This is a genomic window from Acidovorax sp. 1608163, assembly GCF_003669015.1.
Classification (GTDB): domain Bacteria; phylum Pseudomonadota; class Gammaproteobacteria; order Burkholderiales; family Burkholderiaceae_C; genus Acidovorax.
The window spans coordinates 3486124-3511144 of sequence record NZ_CP033069.1; the positions used below are offsets into that span (position 1 = coordinate 3486124).

At 59.0% G+C, this 25021-nt stretch carries 24 protein-coding genes and 3 tRNA genes; 14 read left to right on the forward strand and 13 right to left on the reverse strand.

The features are described 5' to 3' along the window. Positions 1–46: 46 nt before the first annotated feature. The 5 genes from hemW to EAG14_RS15460 all read right to left on the reverse strand — a co-directional run bounded on the left by hemW (position 47) and on the right by EAG14_RS15460 (position 4858). A complete protein-coding gene (gene hemW, locus EAG14_RS15440; protein ID WP_205603412.1) occupies positions 47–1294 on the reverse strand; it encodes a radical SAM family heme chaperone HemW in 1248 nt (415 codons plus the stop codon). Positions 1295–1321: 27 nt separating this feature from the next. Then, positions 1322–1921: an RdgB/HAM1 family non-canonical purine NTP pyrophosphatase gene (gene rdgB, locus EAG14_RS15445; RefSeq protein ID WP_099740411.1), complete on the reverse strand. Its 600-nt coding sequence runs from the start codon at positions 1919–1921 to the stop codon at positions 1322–1324. Positions 1922–1985: 64 nt separating this feature from the next. Then, a complete protein-coding gene (gene rph / locus EAG14_RS15450; RefSeq protein ID WP_121730507.1) occupies positions 1986–2714 on the reverse strand; it encodes a ribonuclease PH in 729 nt (242 codons plus the stop codon). A 142-nt stretch (positions 2715–2856) separates the two neighbouring features. Further along, positions 2857–3759 carry a PP2C family serine/threonine-protein phosphatase gene (locus EAG14_RS15455; protein WP_099658374.1) on the reverse strand — a complete coding sequence of 301 codons (903 nt, stop codon included), beginning with the start codon at positions 3757–3759 and terminating at the stop codon, positions 2857–2859. Between the two features lie 82 nt (positions 3760–3841). Further along, complete coding sequence (locus tag EAG14_RS15460) at positions 3842–4858, reverse strand: serine/threonine-protein kinase (protein ID WP_099740409.1); 1017 nt, start codon at positions 4856–4858, stop codon at positions 3842–3844. Positions 4859–4933: 75 nt separating this feature from the next. On the opposite strand from EAG14_RS15460, the gene EAG14_RS15465 reads away from it, so the two are divergent. The 4 genes from EAG14_RS15465 to EAG14_RS15480 all read left to right on the forward strand — a co-directional run bounded on the left by EAG14_RS15465 (position 4934) and on the right by EAG14_RS15480 (position 9100). Continuing rightward, positions 4934–5851: a YicC/YloC family endoribonuclease gene (locus EAG14_RS15465; RefSeq protein WP_121729419.1), complete on the forward strand. Its 918-nt coding sequence runs from the start codon at positions 4934–4936 to the stop codon at positions 5849–5851. Between the two features lie 36 nt (positions 5852–5887). Next, positions 5888–6508, forward strand: coding sequence for a guanylate kinase (gene gmk, locus EAG14_RS15470; RefSeq protein WP_099658372.1), 621 nt, complete (start codon positions 5888–5890; stop codon positions 6506–6508). Between the two features lie 17 nt (positions 6509–6525). Beyond that, positions 6526–6729, forward strand: a complete 204-nt coding sequence (gene rpoZ / locus EAG14_RS15475; protein WP_005794722.1) for a DNA-directed RNA polymerase subunit omega — start codon at positions 6526–6528, stop codon at positions 6727–6729. A gap of 94 nt (positions 6730–6823) precedes the next feature. Continuing rightward, a complete protein-coding gene (locus EAG14_RS15480) occupies positions 6824–9100 on the forward strand; it encodes a bifunctional (p)ppGpp synthetase/guanosine-3',5'-bis(diphosphate) 3'-pyrophosphohydrolase (RefSeq protein ID WP_121729420.1) in 2277 nt (758 codons plus the stop codon). 161 nt (positions 9101–9261) lie between these two features. On the opposite strand, the gene greB is transcribed toward EAG14_RS15480, so the two are convergent. The 4 genes from greB to hrcA all read right to left on the reverse strand — a co-directional run bounded on the left by greB (position 9262) and on the right by hrcA (position 11289). Next, positions 9262–9828: a transcription elongation factor GreB gene (gene greB, locus EAG14_RS15485; protein WP_121729421.1), complete on the reverse strand. Its 567-nt coding sequence runs from the start codon at positions 9826–9828 to the stop codon at positions 9262–9264. 80 nt (positions 9829–9908) lie between these two features. Continuing rightward, positions 9909–9985 (reverse strand) — tRNA-Arg (locus EAG14_RS15490). Positions 9986–10165: 180 nt separating this feature from the next. After that, positions 10166–10242, reverse strand: a tRNA-Ile gene (locus EAG14_RS15495). 42 nt (positions 10243–10284) lie between these two features. Then, positions 10285–11289 (reverse strand): heat-inducible transcriptional repressor HrcA, encoded by a 1005-nt coding sequence (hrcA, locus tag EAG14_RS15500; RefSeq protein WP_121729422.1) that lies wholly within the window; start codon positions 11287–11289, stop codon positions 10285–10287. A gap of 28 nt (positions 11290–11317) precedes the next feature. Here hrcA and EAG14_RS15505 point away from each other — a divergent pair, with 28 nt between their 5' ends. From EAG14_RS15505 to rapZ, 3 genes are read left to right on the forward strand one after another with little or no spacing between them, the layout of a single operon-like run. Beyond that, positions 11318–12211 (forward strand): NAD kinase, encoded by an 894-nt coding sequence (locus EAG14_RS15505; RefSeq protein WP_099658329.1) that lies wholly within the window; start codon positions 11318–11320, stop codon positions 12209–12211. A 2-nt stretch (positions 12212–12213) separates the two neighbouring features. Beyond that, positions 12214–13890 (forward strand): DNA repair protein RecN, encoded by a 1677-nt coding sequence (gene recN, locus EAG14_RS15510; RefSeq protein WP_121729423.1) that lies wholly within the window; start codon positions 12214–12216, stop codon positions 13888–13890. Then, positions 13880–14743: an RNase adapter RapZ gene (gene rapZ / locus EAG14_RS15515; RefSeq protein ID WP_099658327.1), complete on the forward strand. Its 864-nt coding sequence runs from the start codon at positions 13880–13882 to the stop codon at positions 14741–14743. The genes recN and rapZ overlap by 11 nt, the downstream gene beginning before the upstream one ends. Before the next feature lie 21 nt (positions 14744–14764). On the opposite strand, the gene mutY is transcribed toward rapZ, so the two are convergent. The 3 genes from mutY to mutM form a co-directional block, all read right to left on the reverse strand. Next, on the reverse strand, positions 14765–15814 hold the full coding sequence (gene mutY, locus EAG14_RS15520; RefSeq protein WP_205603414.1) for an A/G-specific adenine glycosylase: 1050 nt from the start codon (positions 15812–15814) through the stop codon (positions 14765–14767). Then, a complete protein-coding gene (locus tag EAG14_RS15525; protein WP_121729424.1) occupies positions 15811–17772 on the reverse strand; it encodes a dynamin family protein in 1962 nt (653 codons plus the stop codon). Before EAG14_RS15525 ends, mutY begins: the two co-directional genes overlap by 4 nt. Positions 17773–17882: 110 nt before the next feature. Next, complete coding sequence (gene mutM / locus EAG14_RS15530) at positions 17883–18695, reverse strand: bifunctional DNA-formamidopyrimidine glycosylase/DNA-(apurinic or apyrimidinic site) lyase (protein ID WP_121729425.1); 813 nt, start codon at positions 18693–18695, stop codon at positions 17883–17885. On the opposite strand from mutM, the gene EAG14_RS15535 reads away from it, so the two are divergent. The 7 genes from EAG14_RS15535 to pth all read left to right on the forward strand — a co-directional run bounded on the left by EAG14_RS15535 (position 18643) and on the right by pth (position 24572). Further along, the gene (locus EAG14_RS15535) at positions 18643–20505 is read left to right on the forward strand and encodes a tetratricopeptide repeat protein (protein WP_240456804.1); all 1863 of its coding nucleotides are present in this window, start codon (positions 18643–18645) and stop codon (positions 20503–20505) included. The two genes, mutM and EAG14_RS15535, sit on opposite strands and share 53 nt — an antisense overlap. 56 nt (positions 20506–20561) lie before the next feature. After that, positions 20562–21035, forward strand: coding sequence for a lipoprotein insertase outer membrane protein LolB (locus EAG14_RS23405; protein ID WP_371414365.1), 474 nt, complete (start codon positions 20562–20564; stop codon positions 21033–21035). A 20-nt stretch (positions 21036–21055) separates the two neighbouring features. Beyond that, positions 21056–21907, forward strand: coding sequence for a 4-(cytidine 5'-diphospho)-2-C-methyl-D-erythritol kinase (gene ispE / locus EAG14_RS15545; RefSeq protein WP_121729428.1), 852 nt, complete (start codon positions 21056–21058; stop codon positions 21905–21907). 36 nt (positions 21908–21943) lie between these two features. Then, positions 21944–22020 (forward strand) — tRNA-Gln (locus tag EAG14_RS15550). Positions 22021–22067: 47 nt separating this feature from the next. Next, positions 22068–23039: a ribose-phosphate pyrophosphokinase gene (locus tag EAG14_RS15555; protein ID WP_099659062.1), complete on the forward strand. Its 972-nt coding sequence runs from the start codon at positions 22068–22070 to the stop codon at positions 23037–23039. A gap of 175 nt (positions 23040–23214) precedes the next feature. Continuing rightward, entirely contained in the window at positions 23215–23847 is a 633-nt protein-coding gene (locus EAG14_RS15560) for a 50S ribosomal protein L25/general stress protein Ctc (RefSeq protein ID WP_099658321.1), read from the forward strand. A gap of 113 nt (positions 23848–23960) precedes the next feature. Next, positions 23961–24572: an aminoacyl-tRNA hydrolase gene (gene pth, locus EAG14_RS15565; RefSeq protein WP_121729429.1), complete on the forward strand. Its 612-nt coding sequence runs from the start codon at positions 23961–23963 to the stop codon at positions 24570–24572. Between the two features lie 194 nt (positions 24573–24766). Here pth and EAG14_RS15570 read toward each other — a convergent pair whose 3' ends face one another. Then, positions 24767–25021: a YfhL family 4Fe-4S dicluster ferredoxin gene (locus tag EAG14_RS15570; RefSeq protein WP_099658319.1), complete on the reverse strand. Its 255-nt coding sequence runs from the start codon at positions 25019–25021 to the stop codon at positions 24767–24769.

A 25021-nucleotide genomic window follows, 5' to 3' on the forward strand; every position in this document is an offset into this window, starting at 1 on the left:
CAGGCTGGGTGGGCGTGCGCTGCACGTCCACGCCCTGGAGCCCTTCTCAGTCCGCCAAAAACAATTCCTGCAGGTCGCTCAAGAAGTCAAAGCCCCGCTCGGTGGGGCGCACCTGCACGCCCTCGCGCACGATCAGGCCTTTGCTCTGCGCCGCCTCCAGCGCCTTGGCGATGGCGCTGATTGGCAGGCCTGTGCGCTCGGTGAACTCGGGCAACGCAAACCCACCGCGCAGGCGCAGCGCGTTGAGCATGTATTCAAACGGCAAATCAGCGCGGCGCACATCGTCGTCCTGCGCCACGGCATGGCCTGCCAGGGCGTTGTCCATGTAGCGGGCCGGGTCACGAAAACGCACCTGCCGCACCACGCGGTGCGCAAAGCTGAGCTTGCTGTGCGCGCCCGCACCAATGCCCAGGTAGTCGCCAAACTGCCAGTAGTTGGTATTGTGAAAGCACTGGTGGCCCTCGCGGGCGTAGGCTGAAATCTCGTACCGCGCCAGCCCTGCAGCGCTCGTCATCTCGGTGATGCGGTCGAGCATGGCGTAGGCCAGGTCGTCCTCAGGGATGGCGGGCGGGAACTTGGCGAAGTAGGTGTTGGGCTCGATGGTGAGGTGGTAGATGGAGATGTGCGGCGGTGCCAGTTGCAGCGCCTGCTGCATGTCCTGCTCCATCTGCGCCAGGGTCTGGCCCGGCAGCGCGTACATGATGTCGAGGTTGAAGGTGTCGAACGCGCTGGCGGCCTCTTGCACCGCTGCCAGGGCCTGGGCACGGTCATGCACGCGGCCCAGGGCCTTGAGGTGCGCATCGTTGAAGCTCTGAACCCCGATGGACAGGCGCGTGACGCCCGCGCTGCGGTAGGCGCGGAACCGGTCCTTCTCAAAGGTGCCAGGGTTGGCCTCCATGGTGATCTCGCAGTCAGCCTCCAGCCGCAAGCGGGCGCGGATGTCGCTGAGCAGGCGATCTATCGCCTGCGGTGCGAAAAGGCTGGGTGTGCCGCCTCCGATAAAGATGCTGTGCACCGAGCGGCCCCAGATCAGCGGCAGCGCGGCCTCCAGGTCGGCCATGAGCGCGTCGATGTAGCGCTGCTCTGGCACCTCACCCGCAGCATTGCCACCGCGCGCTTCGTGCGAGTTGAAGTCGCAGTAGGGGCACTTCTTCAGGCACCAGGGCAGGTGCACGTACAGCGACAAAGGCGGCAGGGCTGTGAGTTGCAGCAGGCCGGGGCGCATGTAGTGTTGGATGTCGCGCACCACGGCGGGCGCATCGTCGGTGTGCGGGGCAATCGGGATATGGGTCACAGGCAGGCTCTTCTCACCACTCAATGTTCAAAACCAGCGCTCGCGCATCAGGGCGAGCATTTGCGCGGCAGAGCGGCCACGGTGGCTGTTGGCGTTCTTCACCTCCACGGGCAGCTCGGCAAAGGTCTTGCCAAATTCAGGGATGAACATGATCGGGTCAAACCCAAAGCCATTGCTGCCACGCGGTTCGGTGGTGATCTCGCCCACCACGCGGCCCACAGCGATCAACGGCTCCGGGTCTTGCGGGCTGCGCACGGCCACCAGGGTGCTGACCATAGCGGCGCGGCGGTTGGCCACGCCCTGCAGTTGCTCCAGCAAGGCGCGCACGTTGTTGGCATCGCTTTTTTCGTAGCCAAACTGGGTGCAGTAGTAGGCCGTGTCCACGCCCGGCAGGCCGCCAAAGGCGTCCACGCACATGCCCGCATCGTCGGCCAGCGCGGGCAGGCCGGTGTGCTGCGAGGCGAAGCGGGCTTTGGTCAGCGCGTTTTCGACAAAGGTGCGAAAGGGCTCTTCGGCCTCGCCCACACCCAGGTCGCCCTGGCGCACCAGTTCCACGCCCAGCGGGGCGAACATGGCCTGCAGCTCGGCGAGCTTGCCCTGGTTGTTGGATGCCAATACGAGTTTCATAGTCAAATCAGGCCCTAGCGCTTATTTATCAACCGCAAGCAGCTATCAAATAAATAGCAAATGATTAAACGACCAGTGCTTGCTGCTGCCGTTGGATCAGCTCGGCAATGCCCTTTTCGGCCAGCGCCAGCAGTTGGTCCATTTCCTTGCGGGTAAAGGCCACGCCTTCGGCCGTGCCCTGCACTTCCACGTAGTGGCCCGCACCGGTCATCACCACGTTCATGTCGGTGTCGCAGCCCACGTCTTCCACATACTCCAGATCGAGCAGCGGCGTGCCTTGCACGATGCCTACCGAGATGGCGGCCACGGGCTCGCGCAGGGGCGACTGGGTGATCTTGCCCGCGGCGATCAGCGTGTTCACTGCGTCTTGCGCGGCCACCCAGGCGCCGGTGATGGCGGCGGTGCGGGTGCCGCCGTCGGCCTGGATCACATCGCAGTCGAGCTGGATGGTGCGCTCACCCAGCAGCTTCAAGTCAAACACCGCACGCAGCGAACGGCCGATGAGGCGCTGGATCTCTTGCGTGCGGCCGTTTTGCTTGCCGCGTGCGGCCTCACGATCGCTGCGGGTGTGGGTGGCGCGGGGCAGCATGCCGTATTCAGCCGTCACCCAGCCTTCGCCACTGCCACGCTTGTGTGGGGGCACGCGTTCTTCCACCGAGGCAGTGCACAGCACCTTGGTGTTGCCAAACTCGATCAGCACCGAGCCCTCGGCGTGCATGGTGTAGTGGCGGGTGATGCGCACGGGGCGCAGCTGGTCAGCGGCGCGTTGGCCGGAGCGTTGGAAGGTGGTCATGGCACAAGCGATGGCATCGCAAAAGAAAAGACAGGAAAAGACAGGAGCAGGCAAGGCTGCAATGGAGCGCCAAGGGCGGCCCAGGGCCGCCAATAGACACCAGTAGCCACCAATAGCCCCGGTGCAAAAGGGTCAGCGCCCCTCAGCCCCTGCGGGCAGCAGAGCGGCGGATGGCCTCGTTGATTTCAGCGATCGAGCGCTCGATGGCGGCGTCGTCCAGGTCATCCACCAAACCATCGAGCGGCCCGGCCTGGATGGTGGAGGCAAACACATCGTCGCTGATGCTGTCGGTGGACACGCCCTGGGTGGATTCAAACGCATCGGGCGTTTCCCACTCCAGCGCCACCACCGTCACGTTGTCGCTGCTTTCGCCCGCCTTGCGCAGCGCTTCTTCGACCAGGTCGGGCACGGCATGCGATACCGCCTGGCGGGCCATTTGCTTGGCGATTTCTTCGTCGCTCAAGGTTCCCCACAGGCCATCCGAGCACAGCAGAATGCGGTCACCCTGCTCCAGGTACACCGGGCCGGTGATGTCGTAGATGGGCTTGGTCGGCGAGCCCAGGCAGGTGAACAACACGTTGCGGTTGATGCGGTCCAGCCCAGGGGGCGGCGCGTTGCGCAGCTCCAGGTACGAGTGGTCGCGCGTGCGGGTCAGCAGCTCACCATCGCGCACCATGTACAGGCGCGAGTCGCCGCAATGGATCCACGAAGCCGAGCCGCCCTGCAGCACCGCCGCCACCAGCGTGGTGCGCGGCGTATCGATCATGCCTTTCTCAGAGGCGTACCGCAGAATCTGGTGGTGGGCCGCCAGCAGCGCGCCCGACAGGAATTCCTGCACATCCTGGATCTGGGGCTTGGCTTGGCGCTGGAACAGGGCCGACACGGTTTGCAGCGCGATTTGCGCAGCCACTTCCCCCTCGGGGTGGCCACCCATGCCGTCGGCCAAAACGAACAGGCCCGATTCGCGCGTGTAGCAATAGCCCATGCGGTCTTCGTTCTTTTCGCGGCCACCACGGCGGCTGATCTGGAAAACCGAAAATTTCATAGCGACTCACGCAAACAGGGATGCACGCTGGCATCGTCAATGAAGATGTGCCTTGCCCCAACCCGCTTTGCGTGGGTCGCCTTCATTTGGGCTTGGCTCCGATGCCGGTGGCTTCACCCACCTTTTGCACGTTCTTTTTGGTGTCAGACACCAGGGTGTCCAGCTGCAGGCGCATTTTTTCGGCCACCGTGAGCTTGGTGTAGCGGCGCTCGCCCTCGCGGCTCAGTTCCTTTTGCAAGGCAAACACCGACTGCGGGCGCGACAAGGGGTCCAGCGCCATGCACCACTCCACCACCTCGATCAGGTTGTCAGAGTACACGCCACGCAGCTTGGTCAACGCCAGCGAGAGGCGGTCTTTTTCGATGCGCTGCGGCGCCTCGTTGGGCGGGAACCCTTGCATGCAAGCGTAGATGCAGGCACCGATGGCGTAGATGTCCGTCCAAGGCCCCATGGAGGAGTCGCGCCGGTACATCTCGGGAGCCGCAAAGCCGGGGGTATACATCGGGCGGATGAAGTTGCCCTCTTTGCTCAACACTTCGCGTGCCGCGCCAAAGTCAATCAACACGGCCTTGTTGTCGTCGGTGATGAAGATATTGGCGGGCTTGATATCGAGGTGCAGCATCTTGTGCTGGTGCACGATGCGCAGGCCACGCAACACCTCGTCAAACAACGAGCGGATGGTGGACTCGCGAAAGACCTTCTGCGTCTTCAAATCGCGTGCGGTGATGATGAAATCCTGCAGGGTCGCGCCCTCCAGATAATTCATCACCATGTAGACGGTTTCGTTTTCTCGAAAGAAGTTGAGCACGCTGACCACCGAGGCATGCGAGATCTGCGCCAGCGAGCGACCTTCTTCAAAGAAGCTTTTGAGCCCCAGTCGGTACAGCGAGAGCTTTTCGGAGGGCACCTTGGGCAGCAACTCGCCCGGCCCGCGCGTGGCCAGAGACGATGGCAGGTATTCCTTGATAGCGACCTGTTGGCCCTCAGGGTCCATGGCGAGATACACCACACCAAAGCCCCCCGAGGAGACCCTGCGAACCACGCGGTACCCACCAAGAACGGTGTCTGGCGGCAATGGAGCCGGCTTGATTTTTGACATATTTTGCGAAGATGACTCGGGGGTAAGGCGGAACCCGGATAATCGCCGGATCGCAAGCAACCATCAAAAAGTCCAATGCCAGTTTACAGCATGACCGGATACGCCAGTGCACAGCAAGGCGCGTCTGCCGCTGGCGCTGAAACCGAGGGCCGCGCCCCCCAAAATCGCAGGCTGGGCCTGGAGATCCGTTCGGTCAACAGCCGCTTTCTGGACCTGTCCTTTCGCCTGCCCGATGACCTGCGCGCGCTGGAGCCCACGCTGCGCAGCCTGCTCACAGCCCGCCTCAAGCGCGGCAAGGTCGAAGTGCGCGCGGCCATTGAAAACGAAGACAGCAACACCCTGCAAGACCCGCCAGCGCGCCTGCTGCAACGGCTAAACACCCTGCAAGACTCCGTCAAGGCCTGGCTGCCAGGCGCCGCACCGCTGAGCGTGGCAGATGCCCTGCGCCTGTGCGCCAACGCCAACACAGGATCGGAAGACTGGAGCGAGGCTGTGCCCGCCCTGGCCGAAGAGGCCCTCACCGCCCTGCTGGCCGCCCGCGAGCGCGAAGGCAAGCGCTTGGCCGCCATGGTGCTGGACCGCGCCAAACAACTGCGCGCGCTGGCCCAGCAGGCCGTGCCGCTGGTGCCCCAACTGGTGGAGCAGCAGCGCCAGCGCTTTATGGAGCGCTGGAAGGAAGCCATGGCGTTGACCGACGGCTCCACCCTGCCCGAAGCAGCCCGCGACCGCGCACTGACCGAGGCCACCGCCTTTGCCATTCGCATTGATGTGGCCGAAGAAATCACGCGACTGGAATCGCACCTGGACGAAATTGAGCGCCTGATGAAAAAAGGCGGAGAAGTCGGCAAGCGCCTGGACTTCCTCATCCAGGAATTGCACCGCGAAGCCAACACCATGGGCTCCAAATCTGCAGCACTGGACCTGACCCGCATCAGCGTGGACATGAAGGTGCTGATCGAGCAGATGCGCGAACAAGTGCAAAATATCGAGTAACACTCATTTTTTGATAGCGCTTAGCGCTTACCAGCTATGGACTATCCCGGAAATTTATTCGTTGTTGCAGCCCCCAGCGGGGCGGGCAAATCCAGCCTTGTCAAAGCCCTTTTGGAGCTGGACTCGCGTGTGAGCCCCTCTATCTCGCACACCACGCGCGCGCCCCGCGGGCAAGAAAAGCACGGCCGCGAATACTTCTTCGCATCGCAGTCAGAGTTTGACGCCATGGTGCAGGGCAACGCCTTTGTGGAATGGGCGTTGGTGCACGGCAACCGCTATGGCACCTCCAAAAAGGCCATTGAAGAACGCATCGCCCAAGGGGCTGATGTGATTCTGGAAATCGACTTCCAAGGCGCACTCCAAGTCAAACAGGCCTTTGCCAATGCGGTGCTGGTATTCATCCTGCCCCCGAGCTGGGAGGAATTGCGCTCCCGCCTGGAGCGGCGCGGCGAAGACTCTCCAGAAACCATCGAGTTGCGGCTGAAAAATGCAGCCACCGAGATGGAACAGGCCAACAAATTCGACTTCGTTATAATCAACGAGTTGTTTGAGCGCGCGCTTTTCGACCTGAAAGCCGTAGTTCACGCCCAGCGACTCAAGTACGCCGCACAGCGCCGCGCCCGTGCTGACACCTTCAAGTCGCTCAATATCACCTGAATCCCCGGAGTAAAACGATGGCACGCATCACCGTAGAAGACTGTCTGGAAAAGATCCCCAACCGCTTCCAGCTTGTGTTGGCCGCCACGTACCGCGCACGCATGCTGAGCCAGGGCCACGCCCCTCGCATTGAAAGCCGCAACAAGCCTGCCGTGACAGCCCTGCGCGAAATCGCCGAGGGCAAAGTCGGCCTGGAAATGCTCAAGAAGGTTCCCGGTTGAGCTTTGTCAGGCAATGCCTTCCAAAAAGCACCGCTCTGCGGTGCTTTTTTTTGCTTCCCCGTCGGCCCGCGCGCTCCCACGCTACATTTAAGGCATGAACGCGGTGCTCAATTCAACTTCTGCAACGCAGACCCGACCTGGCGACAGCCAATCCCCTGCCAGCCAAACCGCTGCAGCCGCCAACGCAGCTGCAGCCAGCTTTGCTGCGCTGACAGAAAACCTGGACTACCTGGACGCCACCAGCATTGAGCAGGTGCGCCAGGCCTATCGCTTTGCAGACGAGGCCCACCTGGGCCAGTTGCGCAACAGCGGCGAACCCTACATCACCCACCCCATCGCAGTGGCGGCCCAATGCGCCACCTGGAAGCTCGATGCCCAAGCCCTGATGGCGGCACTGCTTCACGACGCCATGGAAGATTGCGGCGTGACCAAGGCTGATTTGATCGACCGCTTTGGTGCGCCAGTGGCCGAGCTGGTGGACGGGCTGACCAAGCTGGACAAGCTGCAGTTCAACACCCGCGAAGAAAACCAGGCCGAGTCGTTTCGCAAAATGCTGCTGGCCATGGCGCGCGATGTGCGCGTCATCCTCATCAAGCTGGCCGACCGCACGCACAACATGCGCACGCTGTCGGACATGCCGCGCAGCAAATGGGGGCGCATTTCCTCCGAGACCCTCGAAATCTATGCCCCCATCGCGCACCGCCTGGGGCTGAACCAGACTTATCGGGAGTTGCAAGACCTGTCTTTCAGGCACCTGCACCCTTGGCGCTACGCCACGCTGTCCAAAGCCGTGAACAAATCACGCAACCGGCGGCGCGACCTGGTGCAAAAGGTGCAAACAGAAGTCGATGCCGCCTTCAATCGCATCGGCATGAAGGTCCGTCTCGCGGGCCGCGAGAAAACGCTGTATGCCATCTACCAAAAGATGGACCTCAAGCACCTGAGCTTTGCGCAGGTCACAGACATCTACGGCTTTCGCGTGATTGTGCCCACCGTGACGGACTGCTACACCGCACTGGGAGTACTGCACCAGATGTACAAGCCCGTGCCGGGCAAGTTCAAGGACCATATTGCGATTGCCAAGCTCAATGGCTACCAATCTTTGCACACCACCCTGGTGGGCCCATCCGGAGTGAACATTGAGTTCCAGATGCGCACCGACGAAATGCACGTGATCGCAGAAGCCGGTGTGGCTGCGCACTGGCTATACAAGGCACAGGACACCGACGGAACATCAGCAGAGCGTTTGGGCACCAAATGGCTGCAATCGCTGCTGGACATCCAGAATGAAACCCGAGACGCGGCCGAATTCTGGGACCACGTCAAAGTGGATCTGTTCCCAGACGCGGTGTACGTCTTCACACCCAAGAGCCAAATCATGGCCCTGCCCCGTGGCGCAACCGTGGTGGACTTCGCTTACGCCATCCACAGCAACGTGGGCGACCGCACGACCGCAGCCAAAATCAACAATGAGCAGGTTCCCCTGCGCACCGAGCTCAAGAACGGCGATGTGGTGGAAATCATCACAGCCCCCGTGTCCACACCCAACCCCGCTTGGCTGGGGTTTGTGCGCACGGGGCGTGCACGCTCCAAAATTCGCCACTACCTCAAAACCCTGGCCCAAACCGAGTCCGAGGGCCTGGGCGAAAAGCTGCTCACCCAGGCCATTCGGGCCGAGGGCTTGGAGCAACTGCCGCCGGATGAAGGCGACACACATGTCCTATGGGAAAGACTGCTGCGATTCACGGGCAACCGTAATCGCAGTGAGCTCATGACAGATTTGGGATTGGGCAAACGCATCGCAGGCATCGTGGCCAAACGGCTGGTGGTGCTGCTGGGCGAAACCGGACATCGCCCTGACGCACTGCTGCTCACCCGAGAACGCTACACCTCTCACGAGACGTTGTCACAGGGGGCCGTCACACTGGATGGCAGTGAAAACGCGTCCGTGCAGTACGCGCCCTGCTGCCGCCCTGTGCCCGGGGATCGCATCGTGGGCTACCTGGGACGCGGTGAAGGACTGGTTGTACACAACGCCCACTGCAGTGTGGCCAAGCGGCTGCAGCACAAAGACAGTGAACGCTTCATCGCAGTGGACTGGGCCGATGAGCCAATACGCATGTTTGAAACCGGCGTGGTAGTCACCGTTGCCAATGGCAAGGGCGTGCTGGCGCGCATAGCACAGGAACTCGCCAACTCCGAAGCGGACATCACCCATGTGGACATGGACGATGAGGTCGCCCTGGACACCACCGACCTGCGCTTCATCGTCGCCGTCAGAGACCAAGCCCACCTGGAAGCCGCACTGCGCAACCTCCGCCGCACCCAGGCGGTCCTTCGCGCCTCACGGATCACTCCGCAAGCCACCTGACAAGCACAAGCACCTCAAGCCATCCATCAATCCAGGATAGCTTGGGTTTTATTGAGCAGGCCTCTTTGAACTTGAAATATCCGTTCGGGTTGAGCTTGTCGAAACCTTGTGCAGCGCTTCGGCAAGCTCAGCGTGAACGGATCAAGTAGGTTCGTGCCGGATCAATAGCCGGGTAATGCAGGCTTTGGATAGGTTACGGACAAAACCTCCAACGACCGCACCCCGCCCGGCGTGGGCAAAGGCACCTCATCGCCCACACGCGCCTTGAGCAGCGCACGTGCGACTGGAGAAATCCAACTGACTTGGCCAGCATGGCTATCGGCCTCGTCAATCCCCATGATGGTGATGATGCGGTCAATGCCTTCATCGTCGCCATAGGTGACCGTTGCGCCAAAGAAGACTTGGTCACTGCCCGCGTGCAAACTGGGATCGACCACCTCGGCAATCTCTAGCCGCTTGGTCAAAAATCGAATGCGCCGATCTATCTCGCGCAGGCGCTTTTTGCCATACAGGTAGTCACCATTCTCCGAGCGGTCACCATTGCTGGCCGCCCAGTGCACCGTCTCAACCACCTTGGGCCGCTCGTTGTCGATGAGGTCCAGCAGCTCAGAACGCAAACGGGCATATCCAGCGGGTGTGATGTAGTTTTTTCCACCTACGGGGATGGGAGACAGAGCGACTTCATCACCCTCATCCCCATCAGACTCTTTGGTAAAGGCTTTACTCATAGCGCGCTCATCCCCAAAAAGAATCAAGCGATCAGACAAATGAAAAAGCCTGCAACTTTTCAGTTGCAGGCTTTAAACATTGGTGCGGCTGGCAGGAATCGAACCCACGACCCCTTGGTTCGTAGCCAAGTACTCTATCCAGCTGAGCTACAGCCGCTAAGCTTTGAATTATAGCATAAATTTTTATAACTTTAAAAATTTATGCAACTTGTTTTTGTCAACTTAACGAAGACATCAACTTCATCGCATGCCTCAGATTGTAATGCACTCTGATGGGTGTTTTCCCCAAAATCTCAACTTTTCATAAAAAAGTAAGAGTGCAGACAACCGCGGGCTTTGGTAGGGCGTGAGGGACTTGAACCCGCGACCAAAGGATTATGAGTCCTCTGCTCTAACCAACTGAGCTAACGCCCCGGTACCAACCCGCTCTCGCGGAAGACCCGGATTGTAAGGTGTTTATTTGCGGTAGCTGAGCGCGTTGGAGACCAACTTGGAGGTGATGTCCACGATCTGAATCATCTTGTCATACGGCATGCGCGTAGGCCCGATCACCCCCAAAGTGCCAACCACTTTGCCATCGACTTCGTAAGGCGCACTTACAACAGACAGCTCTTCAAATGGCACCACTTGGCTTTCACCGCCAATGTAGATACGCACACCCTCCGCCTGACTGGAGATGTCGAGCAACCGCAGTATCTGCGTCTTTTGCTCAAAAAGGTCGAAGGCCCTGCGCAGGTTGCCCATGTCGCTGGAGAAGTCACTGACGGACAGCAGGTTGCGCTCGCCAGAAATCACGACTTCATCTTGCGCTTGTGAAAGCACCTCAGAGCTGACAGTCACCGCCGCTTGCATCAATGCAGCGATTTCTCCTCGCAGCAAGTCCACCTCTGACTTGAGGCGCTCGCGCACCTGCTCCATCGCGAGCCCCGCATAGTGGGTATTGAGAAAGTTGGCGGCCTCTATCAACTGTGACTGGGAATAGTCGGCGTCCGTAAAGATCACGCGGTTCTGAACGTCACCTTCAGGGGAGACGATGATGACCAGAAAGCGTCGCTCAGAGAGCCGCAAGAACTCAATGTGCCGAAACACCGAGGTACGGCGCGGAGCCATGACCACGCCCACAAACTGAGATAAGTTTGAGAGCAAATGGGCTGCATTGGCAATGACCTTTTGCGGCTGCTCTGGCCTCAGTTGCGGCGCATCCAGTCCGTCGCGCTGAACCGTGAGCATCGTGTCCACAAAAAGCCGGTAGCCCCGGGCTGTCGGAATACGCCCGGCGGAGGTGTGTGGGCTGGCGATCAGCCCCAACTCCTCCAGATCCGACATCACATTGCGGATCGTTGCAGGCGAAAGGTCCAGCCCAGACGCACGTGAAAGGGTGCGCGAGCCTACGGGCTGCCCATCAGCGATATAGCGCTCGACAAGCGCTTTGAGCAACAACTTGGCACGGTCATCGAGCATTGTTTGATTTTAATGATGTAATTTCCAAATGACCCCGAAACTCCGTCGCGTCGCCTTGATTGGCAAATACCAAGCCTCTGCAGCGTCCGGCATGACTGACAGCAGCTTGCAGGCTCTGGAAGAAATTGCCAGCTTCATGACCCATATGGGCTGTGAAGTCATGCTGGAAGCCGAGACCGCTGCGAACACAGGTCTGCGGCAATATGCGTCCATAGAGGTTGATGCGATTGCCAACTGTGATGTCGGGCTGGTCGTTGGAGGTGACGGCACCATGCTTGGGATTGCCAGAAGGCTTGCTCGGCACGGTACGCCGCTGATTGGGATTAACCAAGGTCGATTGGGCTTTATCACCGATATCCCTTTCGATGCCTATCAGACCACACTGGGGCCCATGTTGCGAGGTGAATATGAAGAAGATTCCCGGCCATTGATGCACGCCAGGGTCATGCGCAACGATGAAATGGTTTTCGAAGCCTTTGCCATGAACGATGTGGTGGTAAACCGAGGCGGAACCTCTGGCATGGTGGAGTTACGCGTGGAAGTGGGAGGCAGGTTCGTATCCAATCAGCGTGCTGACGGCTTGATCATTGCATCACCTACGGGGTCCACCGCGTACTCTCTGTCTGCTGGCGGCCCCATGCTTCACCCCTCTATTCCAGGCTGGGTGCTGGTTCCTATTGCCCCCCACACATTGTCCAATCGCCCCATTGTTCTATCTGACGCGACCGAGGTGGCGGTGGAAGTGGTGAGCGGACGCGATGTCAGCGCCAATTTTGATATGCAATCGCTGGCCTCGCTTCAGCACGGAGATCGCATCCTTGTGCGCAGGTCGGAGCATTGCGTGCGCTTTTTGCACCCGGTCGGCTGGAACTACTTTGCGACATTGAGGAAAAAGCTCCGCTGGAATGAGGGAGGGTCCTGACCATGTCACTCAAGCGGATGGTGCTGCGCGATTTTGTCATCGTGGAATCGCTTGAACTGGAGTTGCAAGAGGGATTTACCGTTCTGACAGGGGAGACCGGTGCAGGCAAATCCATCTTGGTGGATGCCTTGCAAATCGCCTTAGGCTCCCGGGCAGATGCCAGCGTAGTAAGAGAGCGCGCCACCAAGGCGGACATCTGTGCAGAATTTGACGTACCAGACCATTTGCGGCCGTGGCTAGAGCATTTGGGCATTGATGCCGACAGCACCGTTTTGTTGCGGCGCACGGTGGATACCCACGGTCGAAGTCGCGCCTGGATGAACGGCACACCCGTCACAGCCACCCAATTGCGGGCTTTGGGGGAGCAGTTGCTGGACATCCATGGGCAGCACGCGTGGCAGAGTTTGACCCGCCCCGAGTCTGTCCGTGGACTGCTGGACGCCTATGCCAACACAGATCCCAGTTTGACGGCAGCGCTCTGGGCACAGTGGCGGCAAGATCAAAAAGCTGTACAACAAGCGCACGAAGCGCAGGCTACGCTGCAACAGGAACGCGACCGCCTTCAGTGGCAAATTTCAGAACTGGACAAGCTCGCCCCGCAGCCCGATGAATGGGATGAGCTGGAGTCAACGCACAAACGCCTGTCCAACGCCCATGCATTGATCGAAGCCGCGCAGTCGGCCATTGACCTCTTGGAAGACGAAGACTCCGGTGTGCTGGCAGCGCTTTCCAGGTCTCATCTTCTGCTGCAAAATCAAGAGCATATCGAGGTCGATTTCAGCAGCATGGCCGACATACTGGCATCCAGCTTGGCCCAAGCTAGCGATGTTGCACACTCGTTGCAAAGCTATTTGCGGCGCACTGAGATTGATCCCACACGATTGGCAGAGCTGGATGCACGGATTTCGCAATGGCTCCAACTGGCCCGCAGGCACAAGCGCCCCCCGCGCGACCTACCGGCTCTGCTCAAGGACTGGAAAACTTCGCTGGCACAGTTGGACGCCTCCAGTGATCTCGCCGCTCTTGTGACCAAAGCGGATGCCAGCGGCAAGGCCTTTCACGCTGCGGCCAGGGCCTTGTCAGTGCAAAGAACCAAGGCGGCACCAAGGCTGTCTTTGGCGATCACCAAGGCCATGCAAGGGCTGGGCATGCAAGGTGGCAAATTTGAGGTGGAGTTGCGCAAACTGCACGAGCCGGCATCGCATGGATTGGACGAAGTGTCCTTCCTCGTCGCAGGTCATCCTGGCATGGCGCCCAAACCCATTGGAAAGGTCGCGTCTGGCGGGGAGCTATCGCGCATCTCGCTGGCCATTGCCGTGACCACCAGCCAGTTGGGCAAAGCACCCACTTTGATCTTCGATGAAGTAGATTCCGGAGTGGGCGGTGCCGTCGCCGAGACCGTGGGTCGCTTGATGCAAAAGCTGGGCGCAGACAGGCAGGTCTTGGCAGTCACCCATCTGCCACAAGTGGCCGCATACGCCCACCAGCATTTGCAGGTCTCCAAGCTGCGATCCAGCACAGGCACCACCAGCACAGTGAGGCACGTTACCAAAGAAGCGCGAACTGCCGAGATTGCGCGCATGCTCGGAGGCGAGCGCTCCACAGCCACCAGCCTGGCCCATGCCGCAGAAATGCTGCAAGCGGCCAACAGCGAATGCGGGGAAACCCATGGCGCTTGAAATCGTGTTGATCACCGGAATGTCGGGTTCTGGAAAGTCGGTGGCACTCCATGCCATGGAAGATGCAGGTTACTACTGCGTCGACAATTTGCCTCCCGAACTGCTGACCGCATTTGTCGCTCTGGAGCATCAGCACCACGGCAACAGAGTGGCGATTGCGATGGATGTGCGCAGTGCCACCTCGTTGCCCCAGGTCCCCAAAGAACTCAACCGACTAAAGTCCCAAGGGGTCGTCGTTCAGTCTCTGTTCTTGGATGCAACCACAGGCACTTTGGTACGCCGGTTTTCAGAGACAAGGCGAAGGCACCCACTCTCCCACGACGAAACCCAACAGGGACGCCAAGCACTGGTGCAAATCATTGAGTTGGAGCGGGAGCTGCTGGCCGACCTGCGCGAACAAGCCCATGTCATCGACACCAGCAACATCCGCGCGTCCCAATTGCAAAGCTATGTCAAGGGACTGCTGTCCGTAGCGCCGGGTGGCATGACGCTGGTGTTCCAGTCATTTGCCTTCAAACGGGGCATTCCGGTGGACGCGGACTATGTGTTTGACGTACGCATGCTACCCAACCCCCACTACGAGAACGCATTGCGAGACCTCACCGGGTTGGATGCGCCTGTGGCCGATTTTTTGAAGCAGCAGCCGGACGTATCCACCATGCGCCAACACATCGAGCAATTTCTAACCCACTGGCTGGACGTCTTGGAACAAAACCACAGGAGCTATGTCACTGTGGCCATTGGATGCACTGGAGGCCAGCACCGTTCGGTGTACTTGGTAGAGCAACTGGCGCAGATTTTTGAAACACGCTGGAAGGTTCTGCGGCGGCACAGAGAGCTGGACGGACGCTGAAGTGCCGCACGCCGAGAGCAGCTAGACCAAAGCGTCCAGCATTTTGCGAATCGGTGCAGGCAAACCGGTTTTGGACCACTGCTCTTTCGTCAACCACTGCCCGTCTCCATTGGGGCGAGAGCCTGTGGGCACCTGAGCCACAACGGGATGCAAGTGGAGGTCCCTGTGCGTCAAAACGTGCAGGAATACACCCACTTCCCGAGTTTGATCCACAGAGCCCAGTGACGAAGCCAACGCCCACAAAGCATCACGGTCCGAAAATGCAGGCACACATTGCAGGCCTGCCCAGATGCCTTTGGGAGGACGTGTTTCCAACCACACAGCACCATCTTCCCGCAATACCACCAAAAGCCACCAAGACTCAGAACGGCGCGAAAGCTTGCGTGTCTTGACAGGGTACTTCTCTGGCTCGCCCGATTTTTGTGCAGCGCACAGGCCCATCAAGGGGCATATCAGGCACTGCGGATTCTTAGGCACACAGATGGTGGCACCCAAGTCCATCATTCCCTGCGTGTAGCGCGGCATGCTCACCGAAAGCTCATCCACCGGTAGCAAAGATTCCGCATGGTCCCACAGAACCCGCTCGTTTTTGGCAACGGACAAATCCGCATCGAATCCAAGCAGGCGCGTAAGAACCCTGCGGACATTGGCATCCAGAATGGGGGCACGCTGTGAAAAACAAAAAGCCGCGATGGCACCGGCGGTAGACCGACCAATCCCAGGGAAATCGGCCAGCAATGCAACCGTACCGGGGAAGAGACCGCCGTACTCAGCGACCACCCGTTGGGCACAGCGATGCAGATTGCGTGCGCGGCTGTAGTATCCCAGGCCACTCCACAGCCCCAGGACTTCATCCAAAGAAGCCGAAGCCAATGCTCTCACATCTGGAAAACGCGCCAAAAATCGGGCGTAATAGTCGAGGACTGTCACCACCTGGGTTTGCTGCAGCATGATCTCTGAGAGCCAAACCCTGTAAGGATCTCTGGTTTGCTGCCAAGGCAAATGACTACGCCCGTGCTCAACCTGCCACCGTACAACACGCGTGGCCACTGAATCAACAACCACGGTCATGCGATCAAGAAGTCCAGTGAAGCGTCTTGATGCTCTTCCTCAGGCAACGAAATCAATTGGGCGGTGAGTTCCTGCAAGCGGTGCTCAAGCTGAATCAACTCATCCTCACCCGCCTCAATTTCGGCAATGCGCTCAACCAGTCCACTGGCAGCTTGCTGAATGCGATCCACAGCCTCAATGCGGCGGGAGAAACTGCGCCGACGCTCCCTTAATTGAGCGTCGAGCTGTGCTGTCGCAGACTTGCTCCACAACTCCAGATCGTTGGCCGCCGATTCGTACACGGTACGCAAACGCGTTCCAAGTGCGCGCACCAAGCGCTCAGAAAACTCTGGTTGGGCCAGCTTCAGCGCATTGCTCACGCCAAGGTACTGCAAATGGCTTTGCTCAATTTGGGCCAGGTCGTGCAAAAAGTGCTCAAGCTGAGGCGGCGGCGGCACCTGCAAAGAGAACCCGAACTCCGCATTCAATTGCCTGAATGTGCCGCCCAGCATCGCCTGGATCTCGGTACCGGAAGCCTGGGCTTTGTCCAAGGTGCCGCGCAATCTATCAAAGGTTTCCAGATAGATCTTGCGCACCCCGAGCTTCAAGCCCTTTTGCTGGAGCAACTGTGACAGCTCCGTCAACTCGGTTTTCAGAGCCTTGGAGCCGAGCTGATGAAACACCTCGCGCAACAGTTTGAGGTGTACGGCGCGCACAGCCTGAATCTTTGCAGTGCTGAGATCAAACTCCTGCTGCTCCTGCTCGATGCGATGCCGCATGCTCTCAATGACCGAGATATTCTTGCCGCGCAAGCTACGCAGCTCCGCCATCTGGTCATCGAGGTCACGGCGCCGGATGTTGATGACACGCGATGTTTCAGCGCGGAGATTGGCCACGCCCGTGGCCACAGCGGCACGCAAAATGGCTTGCCGTCGCCCCATCACGCCTTGCGCAAGTGCCTCCTCCAATGCAGGAAGTCCACTGGACTCCAGCAAAAGGTCGTCACAGGCAATTTTTGCGACCAGTCCCTTTTGGGCTGAGACAGGCACCACCTGATCTAACGGAATGCCCAGCATCTCTGCAGAAGTCCTGCATTGGCGATCCAGTTGCGCCTGCACCTGCTCTGGCGAATTCAAGGCATCCCACAAGGTGTCGATCTTGTTCAGAACAACAAGCCGCGCGTCCATGCTGTCAGTGGATGTGGCCAGATGCTCTCGCCAAATAGAGAGGTCCGAGCGGGTCACCCCGGTATCCGCACTGAGGATGAACACCACGGCATGCGCCTGCGGAATCAGGTTCACCGTCAGCTCTGGCTCTGCCCCAACCGCATTAAGTCCGGGCGTGTCCAGGATGACCAGCCCTTGTTTAAGTAACGGATGCGGAATGTTGATCAACGCATGGCGCCACATGGGCACTTCCACCATGCCTTCAGCGTCAGGCACGGGGTTTTCTTCGGCAAGATCGTCGTGCCAAAAGCCCAAGGCCCTGGCATTGTCGAGACTCACCCGCCGAATTTCTGCGACTTTTTCGAGGGCTTTCGCAATCTGATCCGCGTCATTCACATCGAGCGGAATCTCAACCCAACGATCATGCTTAAGACGCCACTCTGCCAAGCCTTGCATCTGCAGACGCGTCTCAATAGGAAGCAGCCTCAAGCTGGGAGCGAATGCGGGGTCGTAACCCAACTCGGTGGGGCACATCGTTGTGCGCCCAGCGCTGGCAGGCATGATGCGCCGACCGTAGTCGGCAAAGAAAATGGAGTTGATCAACTCCGACTTGCCACGCGAAAACTCGGCCACGAAGGCCACCATGACTTTGTCAGTCCGGACCTGATTTTCCAAGCGCTGAAGCCGCTCCTGCACAGCAGCATCCATAAGATCATGGCCAGACATCCACTCGGCAAGCTGCTTGAGCTGCTGAGCAAATGCACGTCGCCATGCACCATGCTGGTCGAACTGTTCGTTGAATGAGGGTCCCACTTTGCTCCCGGAATGCGATAGTCGGTCTGCAAGCAGACATGAACAAAATATAGCACCGACCGCTCTGCCTACATAACGCGGCCCATGATCAGCCCATCAAGCTGTTACAACTATCGTTGGCAAACAGGACAATAAAAGCTGCTGCGTTGACTCTGGCGCACCATTTTGATGGGCGTGGCGCACACATGGCAGGGCGCTTGGGCACGCCCATAAACCTGAGCCGCCGTCTGAAAATGGCCACTGGCGCCATCTGCGCTAGAAAAGTCCTTCAAGCTACTTCCCCCCATTTGCACAGCCCTCTCCAGCACTTCGCAAATACTCTGGTGCAAGCGCTTGATCCGGGCAATCGTTAACCCAGAAGACCGTACTGTGGGGCGTATGCCAGCCAGAAAAAGGGCTTCGGACGCATAAATGTTGCCCACCCCCACCACCAAGCGCCCTGCAAGCAGCAGTTGCTTGATTGGCAAACGGCTCGACCGCACGCCTTGCACAAACGTATCAACGGCAAAGGCGCCTCCCAGAGGCTCCATGCCCAAACCCCCGAGCAGCTTGACCGCGACAGGGTCACCCTCGTCCACTGCATAAACCACAGCGCCAAAACGCCGTGGGTCATGCAAGCGCAGCGTTCCGCTGGAAGTCACCAAATCCCAGTGGTCATGCTTGTCCGCTTCGGGCAAATGCGACGCAAATCGCAAACTCCCCGACATTCCCAAGTGAACCAGCAACATCCCCCGATCTAGGTCCAGCAAGAGGTACTTGCCACGGCGCCGAACCCGCACCACGAATCGACCAACCACCGCGTTCGGCTCACACCCCAAGGGCCAACGCAAGGGTTTCCCCATTCGCATGGAGAGCACCTGAGCACCCGCAATGGCGTCCGCGAAGCTGCGTCGAGTGACCTCAACCTCTGGCAACTCAGGCATATGCAGTCTCTTCGAGCAAGGGGGTGTACATGTGGATTATTATGGTTCGATGGAGCATATTCATCGCTTTCGCTTGATCCCCCTGACCACTGTTTTGGCGCTTGCCGCGACTTGCAGTTGGGCTCAACCAGTACAAACAGCCAAACAAAAAACAGCCACGACCGACGTCGCAGAGGAAGGTACGCCGGCAGACGGTAACCTTTTCTACGAAGTTTTGCTTGGAGAAGTCACCACACGCACGGGCGATCCAGGTGCAGGCTATGCCTTGATGCTGGACGCCGCCCGGCGCAGCCACAGCAGCCAGCTGTATCAACGGGCTGCCGACATTGCCTTGCAATCACGCTCTGGCGAATATGCGTTGGCAGCAGCCAAGGCGTGGCAAGAAGACCACCCCCAATCCCGGGAGGCCAATCGCTATGTGCTCCAGATCCTGATTGCCCTCAACAGAGTCAGTGAAACCGCAGCGCCATTGCAGCAACTCATCCTGCAAGCGCCTGCGCCCGGCAAAGTCGGCATTTTGAGCGCCATCCCACAGATGTATGGGCGCGTAAGCGATAAAGCTGCCGCAGCCAGAGCAGTACAAGAAGCACTCAAAGCCGAAATAGCCAATCCGTCCACCGGGGCAGCGGCCTGGATTACCGTGGGACGCATGCGTTTGGCCGCTGGCGACCAACCCGGATCGCTGGAAAGTCTCGCGAAGGCGCAGGCCATCGACCCTGCCCATGAAGGTTTGGCCAGACTCGCGTTGGAGCTTCTGGATGAAGGTCGTAACGAAGCCAAGCCTTTTGTTACACACTTTCTACAACAACAGCCAGCCCCTGAAATCCGGATGCTCTATGCACGGGTTCTGCTTGCCCAATCCCAATTTACAGAAGCATCAGACCAACTGCATCGAGTCACCCAAGACAAGCCTGATATGGCAGAGGCATGGCTTGTGCTCGCCAGCCTGCAGATGCAGGATCAAAAGCTGACGCTGGCAGCAGAATCCTTGCGCAAGTTCATGGACATAGCCCAAGCTGCGGGTGATACCGAGATCAACCAGCGGATCATGACCCAAGCCTATGTGCTGGCCGCGCAAATTGCAGAAAAGCAAGGCGACCTGAAGGCGGCGCAGGGCTGGTTGGATCGCATCGAAAGTCCCAACGATTCTTTCAGCGTGCAACGCCAACGCGCGTCCATTCTGGCCAAGCAAGGGCGCATGAATGAAGCAAGGGCCTTGCTAAAAGAGCTGCCAGGCAGCAACGCAGAAGAGCAACGGATGAAACTGTTGGCCGAAGTGCAATTGCTCAAAGAGCACAACCAAAACGAAGAAGCTTTTCAGCTGCAGGGCAAAGCACTGAACGAGTCACCAGAAGACAACGACTTGGCCTATGACCAAGCCATGCTGGCAGAAAAAACGGGGCGACTGGATGTCATGGAAAAGCTGCTGCGCCAAGTCATCGCACGGCAGCCCGACTACCACCATGCCTACAACGCTCTGGGCTATTCGCTTGCAGACCGTGGGGTGCGGTTGAACGAAGCCAAGCAGCTCATTCAAAAAGCCCTTGACCTCGCCCCCGGTGACCCATTCATCACAGACAGCTTGGCCTGGGCGGAATTCCGCTTGGGCAACAAGGCCCAGGCACAGCAACTGCTGCAATCCGCCTTCTCCAAAAAGCCCGACGCTGAAATAGCAGCCCACCTGGGTGAAGTGTTCTGGAGCCAGGGCAATACAGAGAAAGCCAAAGCCATCTGGAAAGAGGGCTTGCGGCTGAGCCCCGACAACCAGACGCTCAAAGAAACGCTCAAGCGCCTCGGGGTTTCATTTTGATGCGTGATGCGCGCTATTTGACATGTGATGCACCGCAATCCTCCCTGCGCAGAGGGATGCTTCTGAGCATCTCAAGCACCCTGTTGGGAGGGCTTGTGGGCTGCGCACTCCCCCCTCGCACCACCAATGCAGAGACTCCATTCTGGTCGGGGCGCATTGCGCTACAGGTAGAAGGCGACACACCCCAATCGTTTGCAGCCTTGTTTGAACTGGAAGGCGAAGAAAGCCAAGGCCAACTCACGCTGTTCAGCCCCCTGGGCACTACGCTGGGGCAATTGCGCTGGGATGCAGGCACCGCGACCTTGCAAACCGGCCAACAAATTCAGCGCTCCGACTCGCTGGACGCCTTGGTGCTCCAACTGACCGGTGCAGCATTGCCAGTCAAAGCCATTTTTCATTGGCTAAAGGGCTCCCAAGCAGAGGCAGCCGGCTGGACTTCTGACTTGAGTGCGGCCCACCAAGGTCGCATCACGGCGCAGCGGGTCCTCCCCGAGCCCAAGGCGACGCTGCGCATCTCGCTGTCCCACTGAGCCTGGCTCAACACCAACGTATGCAAGCGCTTTACGACGTTCCCGCCCCAGCAAAGCTGAATCTGTTTTTGCATATCACCGGCCGCAGAGAGGACGGATATCACCTGCTTCAGTCAGTCTTCATGCTGCTGGACTGGTGCGACACGCTCCACTTTGAAATGCGGTCCGACGGGAGACTCAGCCGCGAGGATCTCGACACTGAACTGCCCGCCATGGACCTGACCCTGCGAGCAGCCCACGCACTGCAAGAGGCCACGGGCTGCCGCGCAGGCGCACACATTGGAGTGCAAAAAAACATTCCAGCGCAAGCAGGCATGGGCGGCGGCTCGTCAGATGCAGCAACCACCCTGATCGCCCTCAACCGCCTCTGGAAGCTGAACCTTCCCCGCCCAGCGCTGGAGCGCATCGGCTTGGCATTGGGTGCAGACGTTCCGTTTTTTTTGCGCGGGCACAACGCCTGGGTGGAAGGAATTGGTGAGACAATCCGGCCCCTTGAGCCAGGACAACAACCACCATCTACGCAATTTGTGGTGGTCAAACCTCAGGCCGGATTGGAGACAAAAGCAATTTTTTCTTCACCCGTTCTGAAGCGCGATTCAAGTCATGCTACAATCTTAGGCTTTGCTGCAGCACACTACGACTTTGGTCGTAACGACTTGCAGCCAGTCGCAGAAAGTTTGTGCCCCGATGTGAAAAAAGCCATAAATTGGCTGAAATTCAAAGGAATGCATGCTAGAATGACGGGCTCGGGTAGTGCAGTGTTTGCACAAATGCCGCGCGATGTCAATTTTCAGGACGCTCCCAGCGAATGGAAAATTAAAACATGCGGCAATCTGATGATTCATCCTCTGGCAGGGTGGGTTTCAGAATGAAATTAAGGTTGATTGCCTTCGGCAGTTGACCCGTGTAGGGGAGTCGCCAAGCTGGTTAAGGCACCGGATTTTGATTCCGGCATGCGAAGGTTCGAATCCTTCTTCCCCTGCCAAATTCTCGTTTCCGCATACAGGCTTTTTTCAGACTGCTGGGATGCTCATGCAAGCCAACCAACCCGACTTCATGGTTTTCACCGGCAATGCCAATCCTGGCATGGCAGCTGAAATTGCAAAACACCTTGGCACCCAATTGGGCGCAGCCGATGTGGGCCGATTCTCTGACGGTGAAGTCACTGTCGAAATCAAGCAAAACGTTCGTGCACGCGATGTGTTCGTGGTTCAGTCCACTTGCGCACCAACGAACGACAACCTCATGGAATTGCTGATCATGGTGGATGCGCTCAAGCGCGCATCGGCCGAACGCATCAGTGCCGTGATTCCTTATTTTGGCTACGCCCGCCAAGACCGCCGCCCCCGCTCCACACGCGTGCCCATCACCGCCAAAGTGGTGGCCAACATGCTGCAGGCCGTCGGGGTGGCCCGTGTGCTGACGATGGATCTGCACGCGGACCAGATTCAAGGGTTCTTCGATATTCCCGTAGACAACATCTACGCATCGCCTGTGCTGCTGGGTGACCTGCGCCAAAAGAACTACGAAGACCTGATTGTGGTCTCCCCCGACGTGGGTGGTGTGGTGCGCGCTCGCGCATTGGCCAAGCAACTGGGTTGCGATCTGGCCATCATCGACAAGCGTCGCCCCAAGGCCAACGTTTCGGAAGTGATGCACGTGATCGGTGAGATCGAAGGCCGCAACTGCGTCATCATGGACGACATGATCGACACGGCTGGCACGCTGGTCAAAGCCGCCGAAGTGCTCAAGGAGCGCGGTGCCAAGAAGGTGTACGCCTACTGTACCCACCCCATTTTCTCGGGTCCTGCCATCGAACGCATTTCCAAGGGCTCGGCCCTGGATGAGATCGTGGTGACCAACACCATCCCATTGAGCGAAACCGCCAAGGGATGTTCCAAGATTCGCCAATTGTCCGTGGCACCGCTGATTGCAGAGACGATCCAGCGCATTGCCAAGGGCGAGTCGGTGATGAGCCTGTTCTCGGACCAAGACAACGCCTGATGACCAGCGGGCTCCCCTCAAGGGAAGCCGCGTTTTCATCGACGCTGCAACAAGCCTCCTTCGGGAGGCTTGTCCGTTCGAGAACAACCCAGTAGGTCTGCCATACGCGATACGCAGGCAGATCTTTTTTAACAGGGAACGACTGGTCGCGGTCGACCCTTTCCAGGAGCTAACTATGAACTTCGTCGCTTTTGAGCGCGCCAAGCAAGGTACGGGTGCGAGCCGCCGTCTGCGCAATTCGGGCAAGACGCCTGGCATCGTGTACGGCGGTGCTGCGGAACCCCAACTGATCGAGATCGACCACAACGCTCTGTGGCACGCCCTCAAGAAGGAAGCCTTCCACTCCAGCGTGCTGGACATGGAAGTGGCTGGCAAGACTGCCAAGGTTGTGCTGCGCGACGTGCAATACCACCCCTACAAGCAATTGGTTCTGCACATCGACTTCCAGCGCGTGGACGACAAGACCAAGCTGCACCTGAAGGTGCCACTGCACTTCAGCGGTGCAGAAGAGTCCCCTGCCGTCAAGGTGGACAAGTGCATGGTCAACCCCATCGTGAACGAACTCGATGTGACCTGCATGCCTTCGGACCTGCCAGAGTTCATCGCTGTCGATCTGTCCAAGCTGGAAAAGGGCGTGTCCCTGAACCTCAAGGACATCAAGCTGCCCAAGGGCGTGAGCGCCGTGATCCGTGGCAACAAGCAAAACCCTGTGCTCGTGTCGGTGGTGCCTCCAGTGGTGGTGGAAGACACCCCAGCTGAAGCCGCTCCAGCTGCTGACGCCAAGGGCAAGGGCAAGGGCAAGAAGTAAGCTCAGGCTTGCATTGACTCCCCTGCTGCTGCCGCCCTATACAGGGTTGGCAGCCCAAACGGCCCACCCATGTGGGCCGTTTTTTTTGATCTGCTCCACAGATAATCGCCGACATGATCAAGCTGTTTGTGGGCCTGGGCAATCCCGGGCCAGACTATGAGGCCACGCGCCACAACGCCGGGTTCTGGTGGATTGATGCACTGGCACGCGAGTTGAAAGTGCACTTGGTGCCTGAGCGCAGCTACTACGGGCTGGCGGGCCGCGCCACGGTGCACGGGCAAAGCGTCTGGCTGCTGCAACCGCAGACCTTCATGAACCTCTCCGGCAAATCGGTCGCATCGCTGGCACGCTTCTTCAAGATCCAGCCAGATGAGATTCTGATAGTGCACGACGAGCTGGACCTCCCACCAGGCCAGGTCAAGCTCAAGCGCGGCGGCAGCCACGCAGGCCACAACGGGTTGAGGGACATCCATGCCCAACTGGGCTCGCCCGACTACTGGCGCTTGCGCATCGGCATCGGCCACCCGGGCGAAAAAGCCGAAGTCCCCCACTGGGTGCTCAAAAAGCCGGCCCCCGACCAGCGCACGCTGATTGAAGACAGCATTGCCCACTCGCTCAAGGCCCACCCCGCCCTGCTGGGAGGCGACATGGACAAAGCCACCTTGCTGGTGCACACCACCAAGCCCCCACGCCCCAAGCCGCCTCGGCCTGCCGAAACGTTCTGATACTTCAACAATTTGCTATGTTTTAGATAGCTGCTAGCGCTTGATTGATAAGCGCTAGAGACCCAATTGGGTCATAAATTCCCCAGCAAGCGGGGCCCTATCCCCAGCCGCCCCGTTGGGACGACCAGCCCAAGCACGATGCAAGCGGCGCATCGTCGCCCCAAGCCTTGCGGGGCCATGCCGACCCCACCGCCTCAGGATGCAGCGGCCTGCAGGCGCTGGAATTTCTGCCACAGGGTTTCGCGGCTTTCCACATGTTGCGGGTTCACCGGGATGCAGGCCACAGGGCAAATCTGCACGCACTGCGGCTCATCAAAATGCCCCACGCACTCGGTGCATTTGCTGGGCTCGATCTCATAGATCTCCTGGCCCAGGTAAATCGCATCGTTGGGGCATTCGGGCTCACACACATCGCAGTTGATGCATTCGTCGGTGATCATCAGCGCCAT